The sequence below is a fragment of the Allobacillus salarius genome, assembly GCF_007559425.1.
GTDB lineage: Bacteria > Bacillota > Bacilli > Bacillales > Alkalibacillaceae > Allobacillus > Allobacillus salarius.
Map to the genome: position 1 here is coordinate 1 of NZ_VMHE01000011.1, position 17,015 is coordinate 17,015.

18 protein-coding genes, 1 rRNA gene and 1 other annotated feature are annotated in these 17,015 nt (G+C 40.1%); all 19 genes read left to right on the forward strand.

Annotated features, from left to right (window positions below; all coding sequences use genetic code 11):
• The first annotated feature begins 94 nt into the window (after positions 1-94).
• The 19 genes from rrf to secE all read left to right on the forward strand — a co-directional run bounded on the left by rrf (position 95) and on the right by secE (position 16,756).
• Positions 95-210, forward strand: a 5S ribosomal RNA gene (rrf, locus tag FPQ13_RS07445).
• 309 nt (positions 211-519) lie between these two features.
• Positions 520-1,221, forward strand: coding sequence for an MgtC/SapB family protein (locus FPQ13_RS07450; RefSeq protein WP_186279595.1), 702 nt, complete (start codon positions 520-522; stop codon positions 1,219-1,221).
• A gap of 183 nt (positions 1,222-1,404) precedes the next feature.
• A complete protein-coding gene (locus tag FPQ13_RS07455) occupies positions 1,405-1,872 on the forward strand; it encodes a CtsR family transcriptional regulator (RefSeq protein WP_144088715.1) in 468 nt (155 codons plus the stop codon).
• A gap of 11 nt (positions 1,873-1,883) precedes the next feature.
• Entirely contained in the window at positions 1,884-2,423 is a 540-nt protein-coding gene (gene mcsA, locus FPQ13_RS07460; protein ID WP_144088716.1) for a protein-arginine kinase activator protein McsA, read from the forward strand.
• Complete coding sequence (mcsB, locus tag FPQ13_RS07465) at positions 2,423-3,493, forward strand: protein-arginine kinase McsB (RefSeq protein WP_144088717.1); 1,071 nt, start codon at positions 2,423-2,425, stop codon at positions 3,491-3,493. The genes mcsA and mcsB overlap by 1 nt, the downstream gene beginning before the upstream one ends.
• Positions 3,494-3,510: 17 nt before the next feature.
• Positions 3,511-5,970 carry an ATP-dependent Clp protease ATP-binding subunit gene (locus tag FPQ13_RS07470; protein WP_144088718.1) on the forward strand — a complete coding sequence of 820 codons (2,460 nt, stop codon included), beginning with the start codon at positions 3,511-3,513 and terminating at the stop codon, positions 5,968-5,970.
• A 121-nt stretch (positions 5,971-6,091) separates the two neighbouring features.
• Entirely contained in the window at positions 6,092-7,462 is a 1,371-nt protein-coding gene (radA, locus tag FPQ13_RS07475; RefSeq protein WP_144088719.1) for a DNA repair protein RadA, read from the forward strand.
• Positions 7,463-7,610: 148 nt separating this feature from the next.
• Positions 7,611-8,696: a PIN/TRAM domain-containing protein gene (locus tag FPQ13_RS07480; RefSeq protein ID WP_144088720.1), complete on the forward strand. Its 1,086-nt coding sequence runs from the start codon at positions 7,611-7,613 to the stop codon at positions 8,694-8,696.
• A gap of 126 nt (positions 8,697-8,822) precedes the next feature.
• Complete coding sequence (gene ispD / locus FPQ13_RS07485) at positions 8,823-9,527, forward strand: 2-C-methyl-D-erythritol 4-phosphate cytidylyltransferase (RefSeq protein ID WP_144088721.1); 705 nt, start codon at positions 8,823-8,825, stop codon at positions 9,525-9,527.
• The gene (ispF, locus tag FPQ13_RS07490) at positions 9,528-10,004 is read left to right on the forward strand and encodes a 2-C-methyl-D-erythritol 2,4-cyclodiphosphate synthase (RefSeq protein ID WP_144088722.1); all 477 of its coding nucleotides are present in this window, start codon (positions 9,528-9,530) and stop codon (positions 10,002-10,004) included.
• 33 nt (positions 10,005-10,037) lie between these two features.
• On the forward strand, positions 10,038-11,513 hold the full coding sequence (gltX, locus tag FPQ13_RS07495) for a glutamate--tRNA ligase (RefSeq protein WP_144088723.1): 1,476 nt from the start codon (positions 10,038-10,040) through the stop codon (positions 11,511-11,513).
• 40 nt (positions 11,514-11,553) lie between these two features.
• Positions 11,554-11,768: a binding site (T-box leader), on the forward strand.
• A 135-nt stretch (positions 11,769-11,903) separates the two neighbouring features.
• Positions 11,904-12,566: a serine O-acetyltransferase gene (cysE, locus tag FPQ13_RS07500; RefSeq protein WP_144088724.1), complete on the forward strand. Its 663-nt coding sequence runs from the start codon at positions 11,904-11,906 to the stop codon at positions 12,564-12,566.
• Positions 12,556-13,953 (forward strand): cysteine--tRNA ligase, encoded by a 1,398-nt coding sequence (cysS, locus tag FPQ13_RS07505; protein WP_144088725.1) that lies wholly within the window; start codon positions 12,556-12,558, stop codon positions 13,951-13,953. Before cysE ends, cysS begins: the two co-directional genes overlap by 11 nt.
• Before the next feature lie 4 nt (positions 13,954-13,957).
• Positions 13,958-14,359 (forward strand): Mini-ribonuclease 3, encoded by a 402-nt coding sequence (locus FPQ13_RS07510; protein ID WP_144088726.1) that lies wholly within the window; start codon positions 13,958-13,960, stop codon positions 14,357-14,359.
• Entirely contained in the window at positions 14,352-15,092 is a 741-nt protein-coding gene (gene rlmB / locus FPQ13_RS07515) for a 23S rRNA (guanosine(2251)-2'-O)-methyltransferase RlmB (protein WP_144088727.1), read from the forward strand. Before FPQ13_RS07510 ends, rlmB begins: the two co-directional genes overlap by 8 nt.
• A 3-nt stretch (positions 15,093-15,095) precedes the next feature.
• The gene (locus FPQ13_RS07520; RefSeq protein ID WP_144088728.1) at positions 15,096-15,605 is read left to right on the forward strand and encodes an NYN domain-containing protein; all 510 of its coding nucleotides are present in this window, start codon (positions 15,096-15,098) and stop codon (positions 15,603-15,605) included.
• A gap of 44 nt (positions 15,606-15,649) precedes the next feature.
• Entirely contained in the window at positions 15,650-16,342 is a 693-nt protein-coding gene (sigH, locus tag FPQ13_RS07525) for an RNA polymerase sporulation sigma factor SigH (protein ID WP_377863130.1), read from the forward strand.
• 73 nt (positions 16,343-16,415) lie between these two features.
• Positions 16,416-16,562, forward strand: a complete 147-nt coding sequence (rpmG, locus tag FPQ13_RS07530) for a 50S ribosomal protein L33 (protein ID WP_144088729.1) — start codon at positions 16,416-16,418, stop codon at positions 16,560-16,562.
• A gap of 26 nt (positions 16,563-16,588) precedes the next feature.
• Complete coding sequence (gene secE / locus FPQ13_RS07535; RefSeq protein WP_144088730.1) at positions 16,589-16,756, forward strand: preprotein translocase subunit SecE; 168 nt, start codon at positions 16,589-16,591, stop codon at positions 16,754-16,756.
• The last annotated feature ends 259 nt before the right edge of the window (positions 16,757-17,015 follow it).

A 17,015-nucleotide genomic window follows, 5' to 3' on the forward strand; every position in this document is an offset into this window, starting at 1 on the left:
ACGGATACTAATCGGTCGAGGACTTAACTTACTTGATGATGTATTGCTTCTTATCTAGTTTTGAAGGTATATGCCTTATAAAAAATCATACTTGTCCGGTGACGATAGCAGAGAGGTCACACCTGTTCCCATTCCGAACACAGAAGTTAAGCTCTCTAGCGCCGATGGTAGTTGGGGTTTTTCCCCTGCAAGAGTAGGACGTTGCCGGGCGGTCAAAGCCAAGAAGAAATCTTCTTGGCTTTTTTTGCACATTAAAAAGTATATTTGATTTTTCTTTGCATAACCATAGTTTTATCGCCATACGAATATCAGTGGTAAACAAGGTGTTATGAGTTCTTTCTTATCGATTTTTTAAAATAAGGATTTTACTTCGTCATATTGGATATTTCACAACGTTTTTAGGGTATAGTGAAGTATTTGCATGAGTAAATCCTACATAGCACTTAGCTTTGACTGACATTGTTATGGAACATCATGCTATAGCAGAACTTACAGTATAAATAAGTGAGGAGAGAGAGAATGATTGAATCGATGAATCAACTTTTTGGGGAAAACTTCTCAGATATGCTTCTGCGTATAACATTAGCTACCGTACTTTGTGGTTTGATCGGTTTTGAAAGGGAGTTAAAAAAACACCAGGCAGGCTTTCGTACACATATATTAGTTGGAGTGGGAGCTTGTATGATGATGCTTTTGTCATTGTACGGGTTCGATCAATACATTTCTCAATATGATAACATTCGATTTGACCCTGCGAGAATACCTTCGTATGTCATCAGTGGAATTGGTTTTTTAGGTGCAGGTACGATTATGGTTCACGGCATGACAATTCGTGGTTTAACAACTGCAGCATCGATTTGGACTGTAGCAGGTATTGGATTGGTCGTTGGTGCAGGTTTGTACCCGTTGGCCATTTTAACGACGATTGTTGTTTTGCTTAGCTTAGTATTTTTAAATTCATTCGAAAAACTGTTTTCGAAAGACAAAGGAAGATATCACATACACCTCATGGTTGATAACAGAGCGAATGTCGGTGATATCTTGGATGTATTTGAAACGTATGACTTATACATTAAGAGAATTGAAATTGAAACAGAGAGTGTCGATCAGCGTAATATATATATTGAGCTTGAGAAGGATCAATTATTTAACCGACATGAATTACTAGATGAAATTAGTCGCATTCAGTATGTAACGTATGTCCATAAGCCAAAATTATAACAACGAGAAGATGGTTCGAAATAAGAATCATCTTTTTTATAAAATGAAGCAAAATATTTTGCATCGAACATAAAAATAAGTATAATAAACTTATAGTCAAAGATAGTCAAAGTCAAAGTTCATACAATTGACTTTTATTTAAGTAGGTTAAAGGGAATTATAGTGAAAAGGAGGGTTCGCACGTTGAAGAATATATCTGATGTCATTGAAGCATATTTAAAGAGAGTGCTTCAGTTGAGTGGTGAAGATATTGTTGAAATAAAAAGAAGTGAGATAGCAGATCGCTTTGAGTGTGTTCCTTCGCAAATCAATTACGTCATCAAAACACGCTTTACTGCCGAAAAGGGATATATTGTCGAGAGTAAGCGTGGAGGCGGGGGCTATATTCGTATCATACGATTAAGCCCTAAATCAAAGCAAGCATTACTGGATGAGATGCTCTCAATCACGGATAATCCGTTATCACAACAGGCAAGTATGGACTTATTAGACCGGTTATATGAAGAGCGACTATTAACCGAAAGAGAGTCCCATTTAATGAATAAACTTTTACATCGGGATGTATTATCTATTCCGTTACCCAATCGAGATATTATTCGATCAAAATTGTTTCGCGAGTTAATTATGACATTGAAGGTTCACGATCGATAGGAGGGATTCATGTGGAATGTCAAAGATGTCATGAGAACACCGCTAGTGTGCATTATACTCAAGTGATCAATGGAAAAAAAGATGAGGTCCATTTATGTGAAAAGTGTGCAGAGAAAGAAGGCTATATGGATTTTTCCAACCAGCACCTTTCTATGCATCAGTTCTTGACAAGTATGGTTCCACTCGATTCGGCATTCAATAAAAGTCAAAGCATCAAACCGGAGACGACAACGCAATGTGACTATTGCGGGATGACCTATGGAGAATTCCGCAGAAAAGGAAAGTTTGGCTGTAGCCATTGTTACGAGTCGTTCTCTTCCTACTTGACACCCCTTCTAAAGCGAGTTCATAGTGGGAATACTGAACATGTTGGAAAGATCCCGAAAAGAATCGGTGGAAATTTACACAAGCAGCGTGAGGTTGAAAATTTGCGAGCAAAATTGCAAGAAGCAATTCAAACGGAAGCCTTTGAAGAAGCAGCAACAATAAGGGATCAAATCAATCAATTAAAGCAAGAGTTAGAAGAGGAACGAAAAGGTGGTGAAGCATAATGTCATTGCAGGACTTTATAGACGATGCCATCAGCCCTTGGTTAAATGACGGTGGAGAGGATAACGATATCGTTTTAAGCAGTCGCATTCGTTTAGCAAGAAACTTGGATAAAGTTCCTTTTCCTACTAGTGGTAAAGAAGAACCATTAGAAAAGGTATTAGAGTACATGGAAGAAGAGTTTAATGGCCAAACGTTCAATGGATTTAAAGATTTTCAACTTGCTAAGATTTCAGACCTTGATCCGGTAGAAAAAAGGGTTTTAATTGAGAAGCACTTGATTAGTCCGAATTTAGCTGAGAATGAACGCAGTGGGGCTGTTCTCATTTCAAAAAACGAACAAGTTTCAATAATGGTCAATGAAGAAGATCATTTACGATTGCAAATCTATTATCCAGGATTGCAACTGAAAAAAGCAGTAGATACTGCATTTGAAATCGATGATTGGATCGAGAGTAAAATTGGATATGCTTTTGATGAAGGGAAAGGCTATTTAACGAGTTGCCCGACAAATGTCGGTACAGGGTTAAGAGCATCCGTTATGATGCATCTTCCGGCATTGACAATGACAAATCAGATGAATCAGATTGTTCCTGAGATCAACAAGCTAGGGTTAGTTGTGCGTGGGATCTATGGAGAAGGTAGCGAGGCATTAGGCAACCTTTATCAAGTATCCAATCAAGTGACCTTAGGAAAGTCTGAGGAAGAAATCATTCAAGATTTAACAAGTGTAGTAAGAGAATTAATTGATAGCGAACGTAAGTCCAGAGAATGGATTGTTCAGCAATCGGGTATACAGTTAGAAGATAAACTGTTTCGCTCGTACGGAATTTTATCCAATAGCCGAATCATTCAATCGAAGGAAGCGTCGAAATGCTTGTCAGATATTCGTTTAGCAATTGATTTAGGATGGATTAAAGGTATTTCTAAAACAATCTTGAATGAATTAATGGTATTAACACAGCCCGGTTTCTTACAGCATTATGCAAAGAAAGGACTCTCACCGAGTGAACGGGATGTATTTCGCGCTAAATTGATTCGAGAACGACTAACGTTGGAAGAAGAGAAATAAAAGGAGGTCATTTAAATATGATGTTTGGTAAATTTACAGAAAGAGCACAAAAAGTATTGGCACTTTCACAAGAAGAAGCCTTACGATTAGGCCACAACAACATTGGAACGGAACATATTTTGTTGGGATTGATTAAAGAAGGCGAAGGCATTGCTGCTAAGGCATTGAAATCGCTTGATATCGATAGTGAAAAAATACAACAAGAAGTTGAACAGTTAATTGGAAAGGGAGAGGCGAAGAATCAAACGATTCATTATACGCCACGTGCTAAAAAAGTAATTGAACTTTCCATGGATGAAGCAAGAAAGTTGAATCATTCCTATGTCGGAACAGAGCACATTCTTTTAGGATTAATCCGTGAAGGTGAAGGAGTAGCAGCTCGCGTATTCAATAACTTAGGTGTCAGCTTAAATAAGGCACGCCAGCAAGTATTGCAACTACTTGGCAGTAATGACTCGACATCAGGTAACCCACATCAGCGGAAGCAAAAACAAAACTCAAATGCACAAACACCAACACTCGATTCATTAGCTTCTGATTTAACAGCTACTGCTCGAGAAGGAAATGTAGATCCAGTTATTGGACGAAGTGAGGAAATCGAGCGAGTGATTCAAGTGCTTAGCCGCCGCCGAAAAAATAACCCTGTATTAATTGGTGAGCCAGGTGTTGGTAAAACGGCGATCGCAGAAGGATTAGCGCAGCAAATTGTAAATAATGAAGTCCCTGAAATTCTTCGCGATAAACGAGTGATGACATTAGATATGGGTACCGTTGTTGCGGGTACGAAATACCGTGGTGAATTCGAAGACCGTTTGAAAAAAGTCATTGAAGAAATTCGCCAAGCGAAAAATATCATTTTATTCATTGATGAATTGCACACATTAATTGGTGCTGGTGGAGCAGAAGGTGCGATTGACGCATCCAACATTCTTAAACCAGCGTTAGCTCGTGGTGAACTGCAGTGTATCGGTGCTACGACATTGGATGAATACCGTAAGTATATCGAGAAGGATGCTGCGTTAGAACGTCGTTTCCAGCCAATTCAAGTGTCTGAACCAACGACAGAAGAATCGATTAAAATCTTACAAGGACTTCGTGATCGTTATGAAGCACACCACCGTGTGACAATTTCAGATGATGCGATCGAAAGTGCAGTGCGCTTATCAGATCGTTATATCACGGACCGGTTCCTACCGGATAAGGCCATTGATTTAATTGATGAAGCGGCATCTCGTGTCAGACTTCGTAACTATACCGTTCCACCAAACTTGAAAGAGTTGGAGGAAAAGCTGGATGAAGTGAAGAAGGAGAAAGATGCAGCTGTTCAAAGCCAAGAGTTTGAAACGGCAGCTTCTTTACGAGACAAAGAACAAAAGCTGAAAGATGAAGTTGAGAAAACGAAAAATGAATGGAAAGAAAAACAAGGGCAAGAGAGTTCCGAAGTGACATTAGATGATATTGCTCATGTCGTCTCCACATGGACTGGTGTTCCAGTTTCACGGATGGAAAAAGACGAAAAAGGACGTCTATTGAACTTAGAGGAAAACTTGCATAACCGAGTAATTGGACAGGAAGAGGCGGTTCAATCCATCTCGAAAGCAATTCGAAGAGCTCGTGCTGGACTAAAAGATCCGAAACGTCCAATTGGTTCATTCATTTTCTTAGGACCAACTGGTGTCGGTAAGACAGAACTTGCTCGCGCATTGGCATCAACGATGTTCGGAGAAGAAGATGCGATGATTCGAATTGATATGTCCGAGTATATGGAAAAGCACGCGACATCTCGACTTGTCGGTTCGCCTCCAGGATATGTAGGTTACGATGAAGGCGGCCAGTTAACAGAAAAAGTCCGTCAAAAACCATATTCCGTTATTCTGTTGGATGAGATTGAAAAAGCTCACCCAGAAGTGTTCAATATTTTGCTACAAGTACTTGAAGACGGTCGCTTAACTGACTCAAAAGGAAGAACAGTTGATTTCAGAAATACGATTTTAATTATGACATCCAACGTCGGCGCACATGAATTACGTCGGGAAAAATCCGTTGGCTTCAGCTTAAGTGATGATAAACGAGATTATAAGAGTATGAAAGATAAAGTGTTGGAAGAATTGAAGAAAGCATTCCGCCCAGAGTTTTTAAACCGGATCGACGACACGATCGTCTTCCATTCACTTGAAGAGAAGCATATCCGTCAAATTGTTAAATTGATGGTGAAACAGCTTCAGGATCGTTTAGAAGAAAATGAAATCCACTTTACACTTTCAGAAAAGGCGATTAACAAAATCGCTGACGAAGGAATGGACTTAGAATACGGGGCTCGCCCTCTCCGCCGTTCCCTTCAGAAAAACGTCGAAGACTTCCTTTCTGAAGAGTTACTGAAAGGTGACTTGGAAAAAGGTGAGTCGGTTGAAATCGATGTAGATGATAACGGTGATTTCTATGTCTCTGCGAAAAAAGCTTTTGAAGACGTAAAATAGTTGCTAATTTATTCAAACAGCCAGTAGGAAATGTACCCGCTGGCTGTTTTTTTCTTGTACAATAGAACTATAAAATGAGTGAGCAACTAACTCGAAAGATCGATAGAAAAGGAGCCTGAAAATGGCAAAGAAAAAAACAGTTTTCATGTGTCAGGAATGTGGATATGAATCCCCAAAATGGATGGGAAAGTGTCCGGCCTGTCATCAATGGAATACCTTTGTTGAAGAAAAGTTACAAACGACGAAAGAACGACATACATTCGGACAACAGGAAAGTAGAACGAGACGAAAGCCTACGACAATTAGTGAAGTGTCCATGCAAGATGAGAAACGTATACGAATTGATATGGAAGAAATGAATCGGGTTCTCGGCGGGGGAGTTGTACCAGGTTCGCTTGTGTTAATTGGTGGAGACCCCGGTATTGGGAAGTCTACGTTATTATTACAGCTATCATCCCAATTAGCAGCCGCAAAACATGCAGCTCTTTATATTTCTGGGGAGGAATCAGAGAAACAAACGAAACTTCGCGCGAGTCGGCTAAATATTAATAACGATTCATTGTACATTCTTTCAGAAACAAATTTGGAGTATGTCATCGACTCCATCAATGAAATGAATCCTGATTTTGTCGTCATTGACTCGATTCAAACAATCTATTTAGATACTGTCACTTCCGCAGCAGGATCTGTTTCGCAAGTTCGAGAATGTACCTCAGCCTTAATGAAAGTCGCCAAAACCAAAGGCATACCCATTTTTATTGTAGGCCACGTGACGAAAGAGGGAGCAATTGCTGGTCCTCGTCTGCTTGAACATATGGTGGATACGGTTCTTTATTTTGAAGGTGAGCGTCATCATGCTTTCCGTATTTTGCGCAGTGTAAAAAATCGTTTCGGTAGCACGCATGAAATGGGTATTTTTGAAATGAAAGAAGAAGGGTTGGTCGAAGTTAGTAATCCTTCTGAGATTTTCTTAGAAGAGCGATCACAAGGAATTGCCGGATCGACGATTGTTGCCTCGATGGAAGGGACAAGACCGATGCTCGTAGAAATCCAAGCACTTATTTCCCCGACGCAATTTGGGAATGCTAGAAGAATGGCGACTGGATTAGACCATAACCGTGTGCCTTTATTGATGGCCGTTTTAGAAAAGCGAGCAGGCCTTCTCCTGCAAAACCAAGATGCTTATGTGAAAGTAGCGGGCGGCGTAAAGTTAGATGAGCCAGCCATTGACCTCGCTGTCGCTGTGTGTATTGCTTCAAGCTTTAGAGACCAGCCGACACAAAAAGACGATGTATTTATCGGAGAAGTAGGACTTACAGGTGAAATCCGACGCGTTTCACGGATTGAGCAGCGAATCAAAGAAGCGCAGAAATTAGGCTTTAAACGGGTGATCCTACCAAATCGGAATTTGAGTGGTATTACGAAACCAGATGGCATTGATTTAGTAGGTGTCGATTCAGTCCATGATGCTTTACGGATAGCTCTAGAATAAATCTGTTAAATCATTGTAACCAAATTGACATATAACTTTAACGATGATATACTGTTCTGTTTGTATCTTTTGACTATCAAATAAGCGGGTGGTATAATTTGAACCACCCAAAAATACTTTTTTAATGATGCACAAAGGAGGTGCTGAGATGCTAAAGAAGGTTGTCCAATTATTTATATTGGTGGCCGGTGGAATGATTGGTTTTTTATATGTCCCCGATATTAACCAGGTCGCAAACTATATGCCGAGCTGGCTCGTTCCGTATTTTGGTTTATTTTTAGGTGCACTCATATTCTTTTTTATTAGTTTATTTATAGCGGATTATATCGTTGGATTTTTAGTTTTTATCGAAGAGAAGTTAGTCGGGGTACCAGTGGCCGATTTATTGTTTGGAAGTATCGGGCTCGTCGTCGGATTGTTGATTGCATTTTTGATCAACACCTTCGTCCAAGGGCTAGGCATTCCCATTATTTCTGGGGTACTGCCCGTTTTCTTGTCCATTATCTTAGCCTATTTAGGTTTTCAAGTTGGGTTTAAGCGTCGAAATGAATTTGCGGGTCTTTTATCTAAAAAAGGACCAGAAGAAAAAGAGAAGACCACTCAAGAAAAAGCGAATAATCAACAAATCAAGCCGAAAATTCTTGATACAAGTGTCATTATTGATGGACGAATAGCTGATATTTGTGAAACGAAATTTCTAGAAGGCACCATTATGATTCCACGTTTTGTTTTGGAAGAATTGCAGCATATCGCGGATTCATCTGACTTATTGAAACGTAATCGAGGCCGCAGAGGATTGGATATTTTAAACCGGCTGCAAAAAGAGCTACCGGTGGATGTGCAATTTTATGAGGGTGACTTTGATGACATCCAAGAAGTAGATAGTAAGCTTGTGAAACTGACTAAGCTTCTGGATGGTATTTTAGTGACGAATGATTATAATTTAAATAAGGTTTCGGAGTTTCAAAACGTGAGTGTGTTGAATATTAATGACCTTGCAAATGCTGTGAAGCCGATTGTGCTACCAGGAGAAAAAATGCAAGTACATGTGATTAAGGCAGGAAAAGAAGATGATCAAGGTGTAGCTTACTTGGATGACGGGACAATGATTGTCATCGAGGAAGGTAAGAATTTCATCGGAAAAACAATTAAAGTTATTGTTACCAGCGTCTTGCAAACTTCTGCTGGTAGAATGATCTTTGCCAAGCCGAAAGCTTTTGAGCAGGCCCAATAATAAAACAGTGTACGAAAAGGTTGGCTCTAAGCTTCAGTTGAAGCGATGAAAGCCAACCTTTTATTAAGAAAGATATGTTGAAATTCGTTGTTGAATTTGTGTTCAACCAAAATGCAGGAGGATCCTATGGAATCATATCAGGTCATTATATTGGCGGCTGGTCAAGGAAAGAGAATGAAAGCAAATGTGAATAAGCAATTTATTACTATCGGTTCGGAACCGTTACTTGCGCATACAATAGATGTTTTTGAACAAGATGATTGGTGTGAGGCAATCTATTTAGTTATACAGCCAAACGATCGAGCAATGATTGAATCGATTGTAGCAGAAAAGAATTTTTCGAAAGTAAGGCAGTTTGTAACAGGTGGAAAAGAGCGTCAAGACAGTGTGCGGTTAGGGCTGGAAGCGGCCGACCCATCTAAGCTAACGATGATTCACGATGGTGCTAGGCCATTTGTGAGCCAGGAAGAGCTACACCGATTACATAAAGCAACAGAGAGGACAGGTGCTGCGTTTCTCGCTGTTCCCGTTACGGATACGATTAAGCAAGTTGAAGGCGGTCGTGTGAAAACGTTGAAACGAAGCGAGTTATACGCCGCTCAAACGCCGCAAGCATTTCGATATGACTTAATTCAGCGCGCTCATGAATGGGCACACAACGAAGGTATCCAGGCGACAGATGATGTGCAATTGGTTGAGTTAATGGACCAAGCAGTTGAAGTGGTGGAAGGCAGTTACCGGAATATGAAGCTGACAACACCGGAGGATATACAAAGAGCTGAAAATATGCTACAAATAAATAGGCATTCTAAACAAGAGGAGGAGCTATAATTGTTTCGGATTGGACAAGGTTTTGATGTACATCAGTTTGCACCGAATCGCCCTTGCATTATCGGAGGCGTTGAAATACCGCATGATCAAGGGTTAATCGGGCACTCGGATGCGGATGTTTTATTACACACAATAGCAGATGCTGCCCTTGGAGCAATTGGGGAAGGGGACATCGGGAAGCATTTCCCTGACACAGACCCAGCCTATAAAGATGCAGATTCAAAAGAATTGCTTCGTCATGTTTGGGCACTTGTAGAACAAAAAGGATTCACATTAGTCAATATTGATTGTACGGTCATTGCGCAAGCACCGAAAATGGCTCCTTATATAGACGATATCCGCAAAGTAGTAGCCGAATTACTGCAAGCGGAAACGGATCAAATTAATGTAAAAGCGACAACGACTGAACAGTTAAGCTTTATCGGTAGAAAAGAAGGGATCGCTGCACAAGCTGTGATTCTTTTGCAACAAAAATAAACAGTAATTTTTATTGATGGAGGGAATATCACCATGTCAGCACAAGAAGTACGTGTACGCTATGCACCAAGTCCGACTGGACATTTGCATATTGGAAATGCTCGAACAGCTTTGTTTAACTATTTATACGCTAGACATACAGGCGGTAAATTCATCATCCGTATTGAAGATACCGACCAGAAGAGAAACGTTGAAGGTGGAGAGCTTAGTCAGCTTAATTATTTGAAATGGCTAGGAATCGATTGGGATGAAAGTATCGATCGTGAAGGCGACTATGGCCCGTATCGCCAAATGGAGCGATTGGACATTTACCGAAAATATGTTGATGAGTTATTGGAACGTGATCTAGCTTATAAATGCTATATGACGGAAGACGAATTAGAGCAAGAAAGAGAAGAACAGCGGGCGAAGGGCCAAGTCCCAATGTACTCTGGTGCACACCGCAATCTGACTCAAGAAGAACAAGAGAAATACGAACAGGAAGGTCGTAAGCCTAGCATTCGTTTGCGCGTTCCAAGTCAAGAAACTTATACCTTTTTCGATATCGTGAAAGGGAAAATAACGTTTGAATCAGCTGACTTTGGTGATTGGGTTATTTTGAAAAAAGATGGCACACCGACGTACAACTTTGCGGTAGCAGTTGATGACCATCTAATGAAAATTACGCATGTCCTTCGTGGTGAAGACCATATTTCAAATACACCAAAACAAATGATGATCTATCGTGCATTTGATTGGGAAGTGCCTACTTATGCGCATATGACGTTGATCGTCAATGAAGAAAGAAAGAAACTCAGTAAACGTGATGAAAGTATTATTCAGTTCATTGAACAGTACGAAGAGTTAGGTTATTTGCCTGAAGCTTTGTTTAACTTCATTTCCTTGCTTGGTTGGTCCCCAGTTGGAGAAGAAGAAATCTTTACAAAAGAAGAATTTATTGAAATGTTCGACCCTGAGCGATTATCAACATCACCGGCTGTTTTTGATAGTGCGAAATTAAAGTGGATGAACAACCAATATATTAAGTCAAGCTCTTTGGAGCGAGTCATTCAATTAGCAAAACCACACTTATTAAAAGCAGGTAAAATCGAAGAAAATGCTGATGAAGAGACAGAAAAGTGGGTTCATGAATTGATTGCGTTATACAAAGAACAGCTAAGCTACGGTGCTGAAATTGTAGAGTTGACCGAATTGTTCTTCAAGAAAGAAGCGGAGTATTCAGGTGAAGCGATGGATGTTCTCAATCAAGAACACGTTCCTGAAATGCTTGCCAACTTCAAAACGCAGCTAGAAGGATTAGAATCTTTTGAAGCGGACGATATTAAAGCGGCAATTAAAGCAACTCAAAAAGATACTGGAAACAAAGGCAAGAAGTTATTCATGCCAATCCGCGTTGCAACGACAGCTGAGACAAACGGACCTGAATTACCACAGGCAATCCACTTACTTGGAAAAGAAACGGTCATTCATCGATTAGGTCAGTTAATTGATGAGTTAAATAATTCGTAACAACAATGGTTTTTTGTATATAATAACAATATATCAAGGAATAAAAACGTAGATGAGGAAAAGTAGCCGACTGAAAGGATCACAGAGAGAGCTGTAAAGGTGAGAACAGCTTTCCGGACAATCGGTGAAATGCCCCTCGGAGTTCTTTTTCTGAAATTCAGTAAGAAAAAGCGAGTAGCGATCGTTATCCGTCTGAGCGATAGGTGTTACACGCCTTGAAGCAGAGTGGAACCGCGTTAAATATACGCCTCTGTCTATTGAATGATAGACAGAGGCTTTTTGTGTTAAGTAGCTTTATAACTCGAAATGCAATTTTTAGAAAGCCGCCATCTACCAGAGAACATCATTTTTGTTCAAGAGGATATAAGCAACAAAGGGAGGAGGATGGATATGAGAAAATTTTTCAGTTTATTGAAAGATGATGTGAAAGTCGTCTTTGACCAAGACCCTGCAGCAAGAAATACGTTTGAAGTCTTATTGACGTATTCTGGCGTGCATGCCGTTTGGGCACATCGCTTTGCACATGGCTTTCATAAACGGAATATGAAATTTATCGCTCGTGTCATTTCACAAGTCAGTCGTTTTTTCACTGGAATTGAAATTCACCCAGGAGCAAAAATCGGACGCCGCTTTTTTATCGACCATGGAATGGCGGTCGTCATCGGTGAAACGTGTGAAATTGGTGATAATGTAACGTTGTATCAAGGAGTAACACTTGGTGGAACAGGTAAAGAGAAAGGAAAAAGGCATCCAACACTTAAGGATAATGTGCTTGTTGCAACCGGCGCGAAAGTATTAGGCTCCATCACGATTGAAGAACATTCAAAAATTGGAGCAGGGTCCGTTGTATTGAAAGACGTGCCGAAGCATTCAACCGTTGTTGGCATACCTGGACGTGTCGTTGTCCAAAATGGTGTGAAAGTAAGTAAAAATTTAGATCACCATAAAATGCCGGATCCGGTCCAAGAGCATTGCAACCGTTTAGAAGGCAGGATCAAAGAATTGGAGAAAGAACTGGCTAAGCTGAAAGGAGTGTCTGTGGATGACGATTAAGTTATACAATTCGTTAACGCGGAAAAAAGAGGAATTTCAACCGATAGAAGAAGGTAAAGTAAAGATGTATGTGTGTGGGCCGACCGTTTACAACTATATTCATATCGGAAATGCCCGCCCAGCAATCGTCTTTGATACGGTTCGTCGTTTCTTGGAGTATGTCGGATACGAAGTGGAATACGTATTAAACTTTACAGATGTCGACGATAAATTAATCAAAGCAGCTAAAGAACTAGGTGAGGAAGTTCCGGACATCGCCGAACGCTTTATCAAAGCGTATAAAGAGGATGTTTCTAAATTACACGTTCAAGAAGCGGTTCACCATCCGAGAGTTACCGAATCCATGGAAGAGATCATTGCTTTCATTGAAGGATTAATTGAAAAAGGCTTTGCTTATGAAGTGGATGGAGATGTATACTATCGGACAAGAAAGTTTGAAGAATATGGGAAGTTATCTCATCAATCGATAGACGAACTTCGCTCTGGAGCGAGAATACAAGTTGGAGAGAAGAAAGACGATCCGCTTGATTTTGCTTTATGGAAAAAAGCGAAAGATGGCGAAATCTCTTGGGAAAGTCCTTGGGGAGAAGGACGACCGGGGTGGCATATCGAATGTTCAGCTATGGCGAAAAAATATTTAGGTGAAACAATCGATATCCATGCGGGTGGTCAAGACTTAACTTTCCCACACCATGAAAATGAGATTGCACAGTCTGAAGCGAATAATGACAAAACGTTCGCAAACTATTGGATTCATAATGGTTATATTCAAATAGAAAATGAAAAAATGTCTAAATCACTAGGTAACTTTATTTTGGTGAAAGATATCATTGAGCAGTTTGATCCAAACATCATTCGATTTTTCATGCTAAGTGTTCATTACCGCAATCCGATTAACTTCAGCCAGTCGGTCATTGAAAATACGCGTAATAGCTTTGATCGAATCCAAACGGCTTATCAAAATTTGTTATATCGAAAAGAAACAAGTGTAAACTTAACAGATAACCATGCACAGTGGATGGATTCCATTGACGCACATCGTTCAAGCTTCATTGAAGAAATGAAAGATGACTTCAATACTGCCAATGCGATTTCAGTTCTGTTTGAATTGGCAAAAGACGCCAACCGTTATTTGGAAAACAAACAGACAGATACAACAGTTATCGATGTTTTCATCGAGCTGTTTGAAGAAATTACTGGAGTACTCGGACTGAAGTTAGAGACAGAGGAGCTACTTGATGAAGAGATTGAACAATTAATAGAAGAACGTGTTCAAGCAAGGAAGGACCGGAATTTCGGTCGTGCGGACGAAATTCGCGATTTATTGGATGAAAAAGGCATTGTATTAGAGGATACGCCACAAGGAACTCGATGGAAGCGGAAGTGAATGTATGACTGAACCATTTCAAATGAAAAGCTTGGCACTTGCTTATATGGGTGATGCCATCTATGAAGTTTACGTTAGGGCGTATTTAATTGAAAAAGGAGAGGTGAAGCCGCAAAAGCTTCACCAATCCGCTATATCAATTGTTGCGGCAACAGCACAAGCATCTACGGTGAAAAGCTGGCTTGATGACGGATTTCTAACGGAGAAAGAAGAAGCGATCGTGCGCAGAGGGAGAAACGCAAAGTCGAACAAACCGAAGAGTACGGATGTACAGACATATCGACTAAGTACCGCTTTTGAAGCATTACTCGGCTATTTATATTTAAATCAAGAGACAGATCGACTGGAACAATTGATATCGATGGCGATTATGGACGCAGAAGAAAGGAGAGCGAAACGTGAGTGAAGAATGGATTGTAGGAAGAAATGCCGTACTAGAAACATTGAAATCGGGACGTGCCATGAACAAAATGCTTGTTCTGGAGACGATGAAGCCTGCTGCTCAAGGTGAGCTCATACAGGCAGCGAAGCAAGCGAATATTCATGTGCAAAAAGTGCCGAGAAATAAACTTGACCAATTAGGTGAACATCACCAAGGTGTCGCTGCTTCTGTTGCTGCATATGAATATATAGATCTCGAAGATTTGCTTCGTATTCCAGAAGATAAAAACGAGACTCCTTTTTTCGTCCTGTTAGATGAGTTGGAGGATCCACATAACTTAGGATCCATTATGCGTACAGCCGATGCAATTGGTGTGCATGGAATCATTATTCCAAAAAGACGTTCAGTGCAACTGACACAAACGGTAGCGAAAGCATCTACCGGTGCGATTGAATACGTTCCTGTCGCCCGAGTGACGAATATGGCACAAACAATCGAGCGATTGAAAGAGGAAAACATTTGGGTAGTTGGAACCGACGCTTCAGCTTCCGAAGATTATCGACAAGGAACGTATGATATGCCGCTAGCTCTTGTGATTGGCAGTGAAGGAAAAGGAATCAGCCGCTTGGTCGCGAAAAAGTGTGATTGGCATATTAAATTGCCGATGGTTGGTCATGTTACATCACTAAATGCTTCTGTTTCGGCGAGCTTGCTCATGTATGAAGTATACCGAAAACGGAATCCGTTAGGTGAATGATCCATGATTGTACTCATTGTTGATGGCTACAACATGATTGGTGATTGGCCCGTGCTGAAGGAGTTAAAAGAAAAAAGCTTAGAAGAGGCACGGGCGAAGTTAGTTGAGTTGTTAGCGGAATTTCAAGCTTATATGGATTATCGGATCATTGTCGTATTCGATGCTTATAATGTTAAAGGGCCAGAGAGCCGCGAAACATTCAAAAAAGTTCAATTGATTTATACGAAAGAAAATGAAACAGCTGATGAAGCGATTGAAAAATTGATCAAAGAAGTAAAAAACGTCAAAACGAAAGTGTATGTAGCAACATCTGACTTTCAAGAACAATGGACTGTTTTTTCACAAGGAGCGTTACGAAAGTCGGCTCGGGAGCTGTTTTTGGAGATTCAGCGTATGGAAAAAGACATCCAAATCGACCTAGCGAATAACCAGAAGTTAGCTCCCAAACATAAGATCTTACTTGACCAAGACCTTCGCTCGAAATTTGAAAAAATGAGAAGAGGAAGAAAATAATACAAAACAATAGTTGACTGAAAATTCACAAATCCTGTATAATAATGTTGTATACTTATATCTGTTATCATTCAGGAGGAGCTAACGTGATCACTAAGACAGAGTTAAAAATGAAACAGGACATGATGGAATCGGAAGACGAACGCCTCGTGGAACTCGTTCAGCAGGGGGATGGGCAAGCCTTGAATCAATTGATTCTGAAGTATAAAGGCTTTGTCCGCGGGAAAGCTCGTACATATTTTCTAATTGGTGCAGATCGAGAAGATATCATTCAAGAAGGGATGATCGGTTTATATAAAGCAATCCGTGATTACCGACCGGACAAGCTTTCATCGTTTAAGATGTTTGCAGAGCTTTGTGTAACACGCCAAATTATTACGGCAATCAAAACAGCCACTCGGCAGAAGCATATTCCGTTGAATTCCTATGTTTCGTTAGACAAACCTATTTATGACGAAGATTCTGACCGTACATTAATTGATATTATTGCGGAAGATGAACTAGGTGATCCGGAGAAGCTATTGATCAACCGTGAGAAAAATGGTGATATGGAAATCAAAATGCGTGAAGTGTTAAGTGAGCTCGAGCAAGAAGTTCTAAACCTTTATTTAGACGGATGCTCGTATCAAGAGATTTCACTAAAATTAAATCGTCACGTTAAATCGATTGACAATGCTCTCCAGAGGGTGAAAAGAAAGTTGGAACGTTACTTGCAAGTGAGCGAAGTAACGCTTTAAACATAATTTGACACACTCTTACCCTCGTGGTAAGTTTATTGGGTATGAATGAAATCAGATTGAGGTTAACTTTATGAGAAAAAAAGTAGCACTGGCATGTTCAGTTTGCCAGTCGCGTAATTATACAACAGACAAAAATACAAATTCTAGTGAACGGATTGAAATAAAAAAGTTTTGTAAAACGTGTGGTAGTCATACGTTACATCGAGAGACGAAATAGTGTGCAGCAAGGTAAGGGGGATGTAAATGGTCAAGTTCTTAAAAGATGTCAATCGAGAAATGCGTAAAGTATCGTGGCCTAAAGGAAATGAGCTAACTCGATATACTGTGATCGTATTGGTAACTGTTATTTTCTTTGGTGTCTTTTTCACCGTAACTGATTTAGTTTTATCTCAAATTTTAGAACTCTTTTAATTCAATGGTTTAATGACAGAGTGTTGTGCTATAATAGCTAATGACATAAAACCCGCTTGCCGGGTTTTTTATTATACATTTTTTTGCTTAACAACGTATCATTCAAACAACAAGTAAGGCATTGAGATGAGAGTTCAGACTGTTGGAAGATGAGAAAGCAGAAGCTACTCGGATCTCTTTGGTTTCTCATGTTGCAATAGATTGAGATGTTTGGAAATCGATAGGGTCATCGAATAGGAGGGAAGGCATAAGCCTGTAA

Coding starts and splice junctions, on each gene's coding strand:
- FPQ13_RS07450 (WP_186279595.1), top strand. CDS start 520: ATGATTGAATCGATGAATCAACTTTTTGGGGAAAACTTCTCAGATATG.
- mcsB (WP_144088717.1), top strand. CDS start 2,423: ATGTCATTGCAGGACTTTATAGACGATGCCATCAGCCCTTGGTTAAAT.
- FPQ13_RS07470 (WP_144088718.1), top strand. CDS start 3,511: ATGATGTTTGGTAAATTTACAGAAAGAGCACAAAAAGTATTGGCACTT.
- radA (WP_144088719.1), top strand. CDS start 6,092: ATGGCAAAGAAAAAAACAGTTTTCATGTGTCAGGAATGTGGATATGAA.
- FPQ13_RS07480 (WP_144088720.1), top strand. CDS start 7,611: ATGCTAAAGAAGGTTGTCCAATTATTTATATTGGTGGCCGGTGGAATG.
- ispD (WP_144088721.1), top strand. CDS start 8,823: ATGGAATCATATCAGGTCATTATATTGGCGGCTGGTCAAGGAAAGAGA.
- gltX (WP_144088723.1), top strand. CDS start 10,038: ATGTCAGCACAAGAAGTACGTGTACGCTATGCACCAAGTCCGACTGGA.
- cysE (WP_144088724.1), top strand. CDS start 11,904: ATGAGAAAATTTTTCAGTTTATTGAAAGATGATGTGAAAGTCGTCTTT.
- cysS (WP_144088725.1), top strand. CDS start 12,556: ATGACGATTAAGTTATACAATTCGTTAACGCGGAAAAAAGAGGAATTT.
- FPQ13_RS07510 (WP_144088726.1), top strand. CDS start 13,958: ATGACTGAACCATTTCAAATGAAAAGCTTGGCACTTGCTTATATGGGT.
- FPQ13_RS07520 (WP_144088728.1), top strand. CDS start 15,096: ATGATTGTACTCATTGTTGATGGCTACAACATGATTGGTGATTGGCCC.
- sigH (WP_377863130.1), top strand. CDS start 15,650: ATGTTGTATACTTATATCTGTTATCATTCAGGAGGAGCTAACGTGATC.
- rpmG (WP_144088729.1), top strand. CDS start 16,416: ATGAGAAAAAAAGTAGCACTGGCATGTTCAGTTTGCCAGTCGCGTAAT.
- secE (WP_144088730.1), top strand. CDS start 16,589: ATGGTCAAGTTCTTAAAAGATGTCAATCGAGAAATGCGTAAAGTATCG.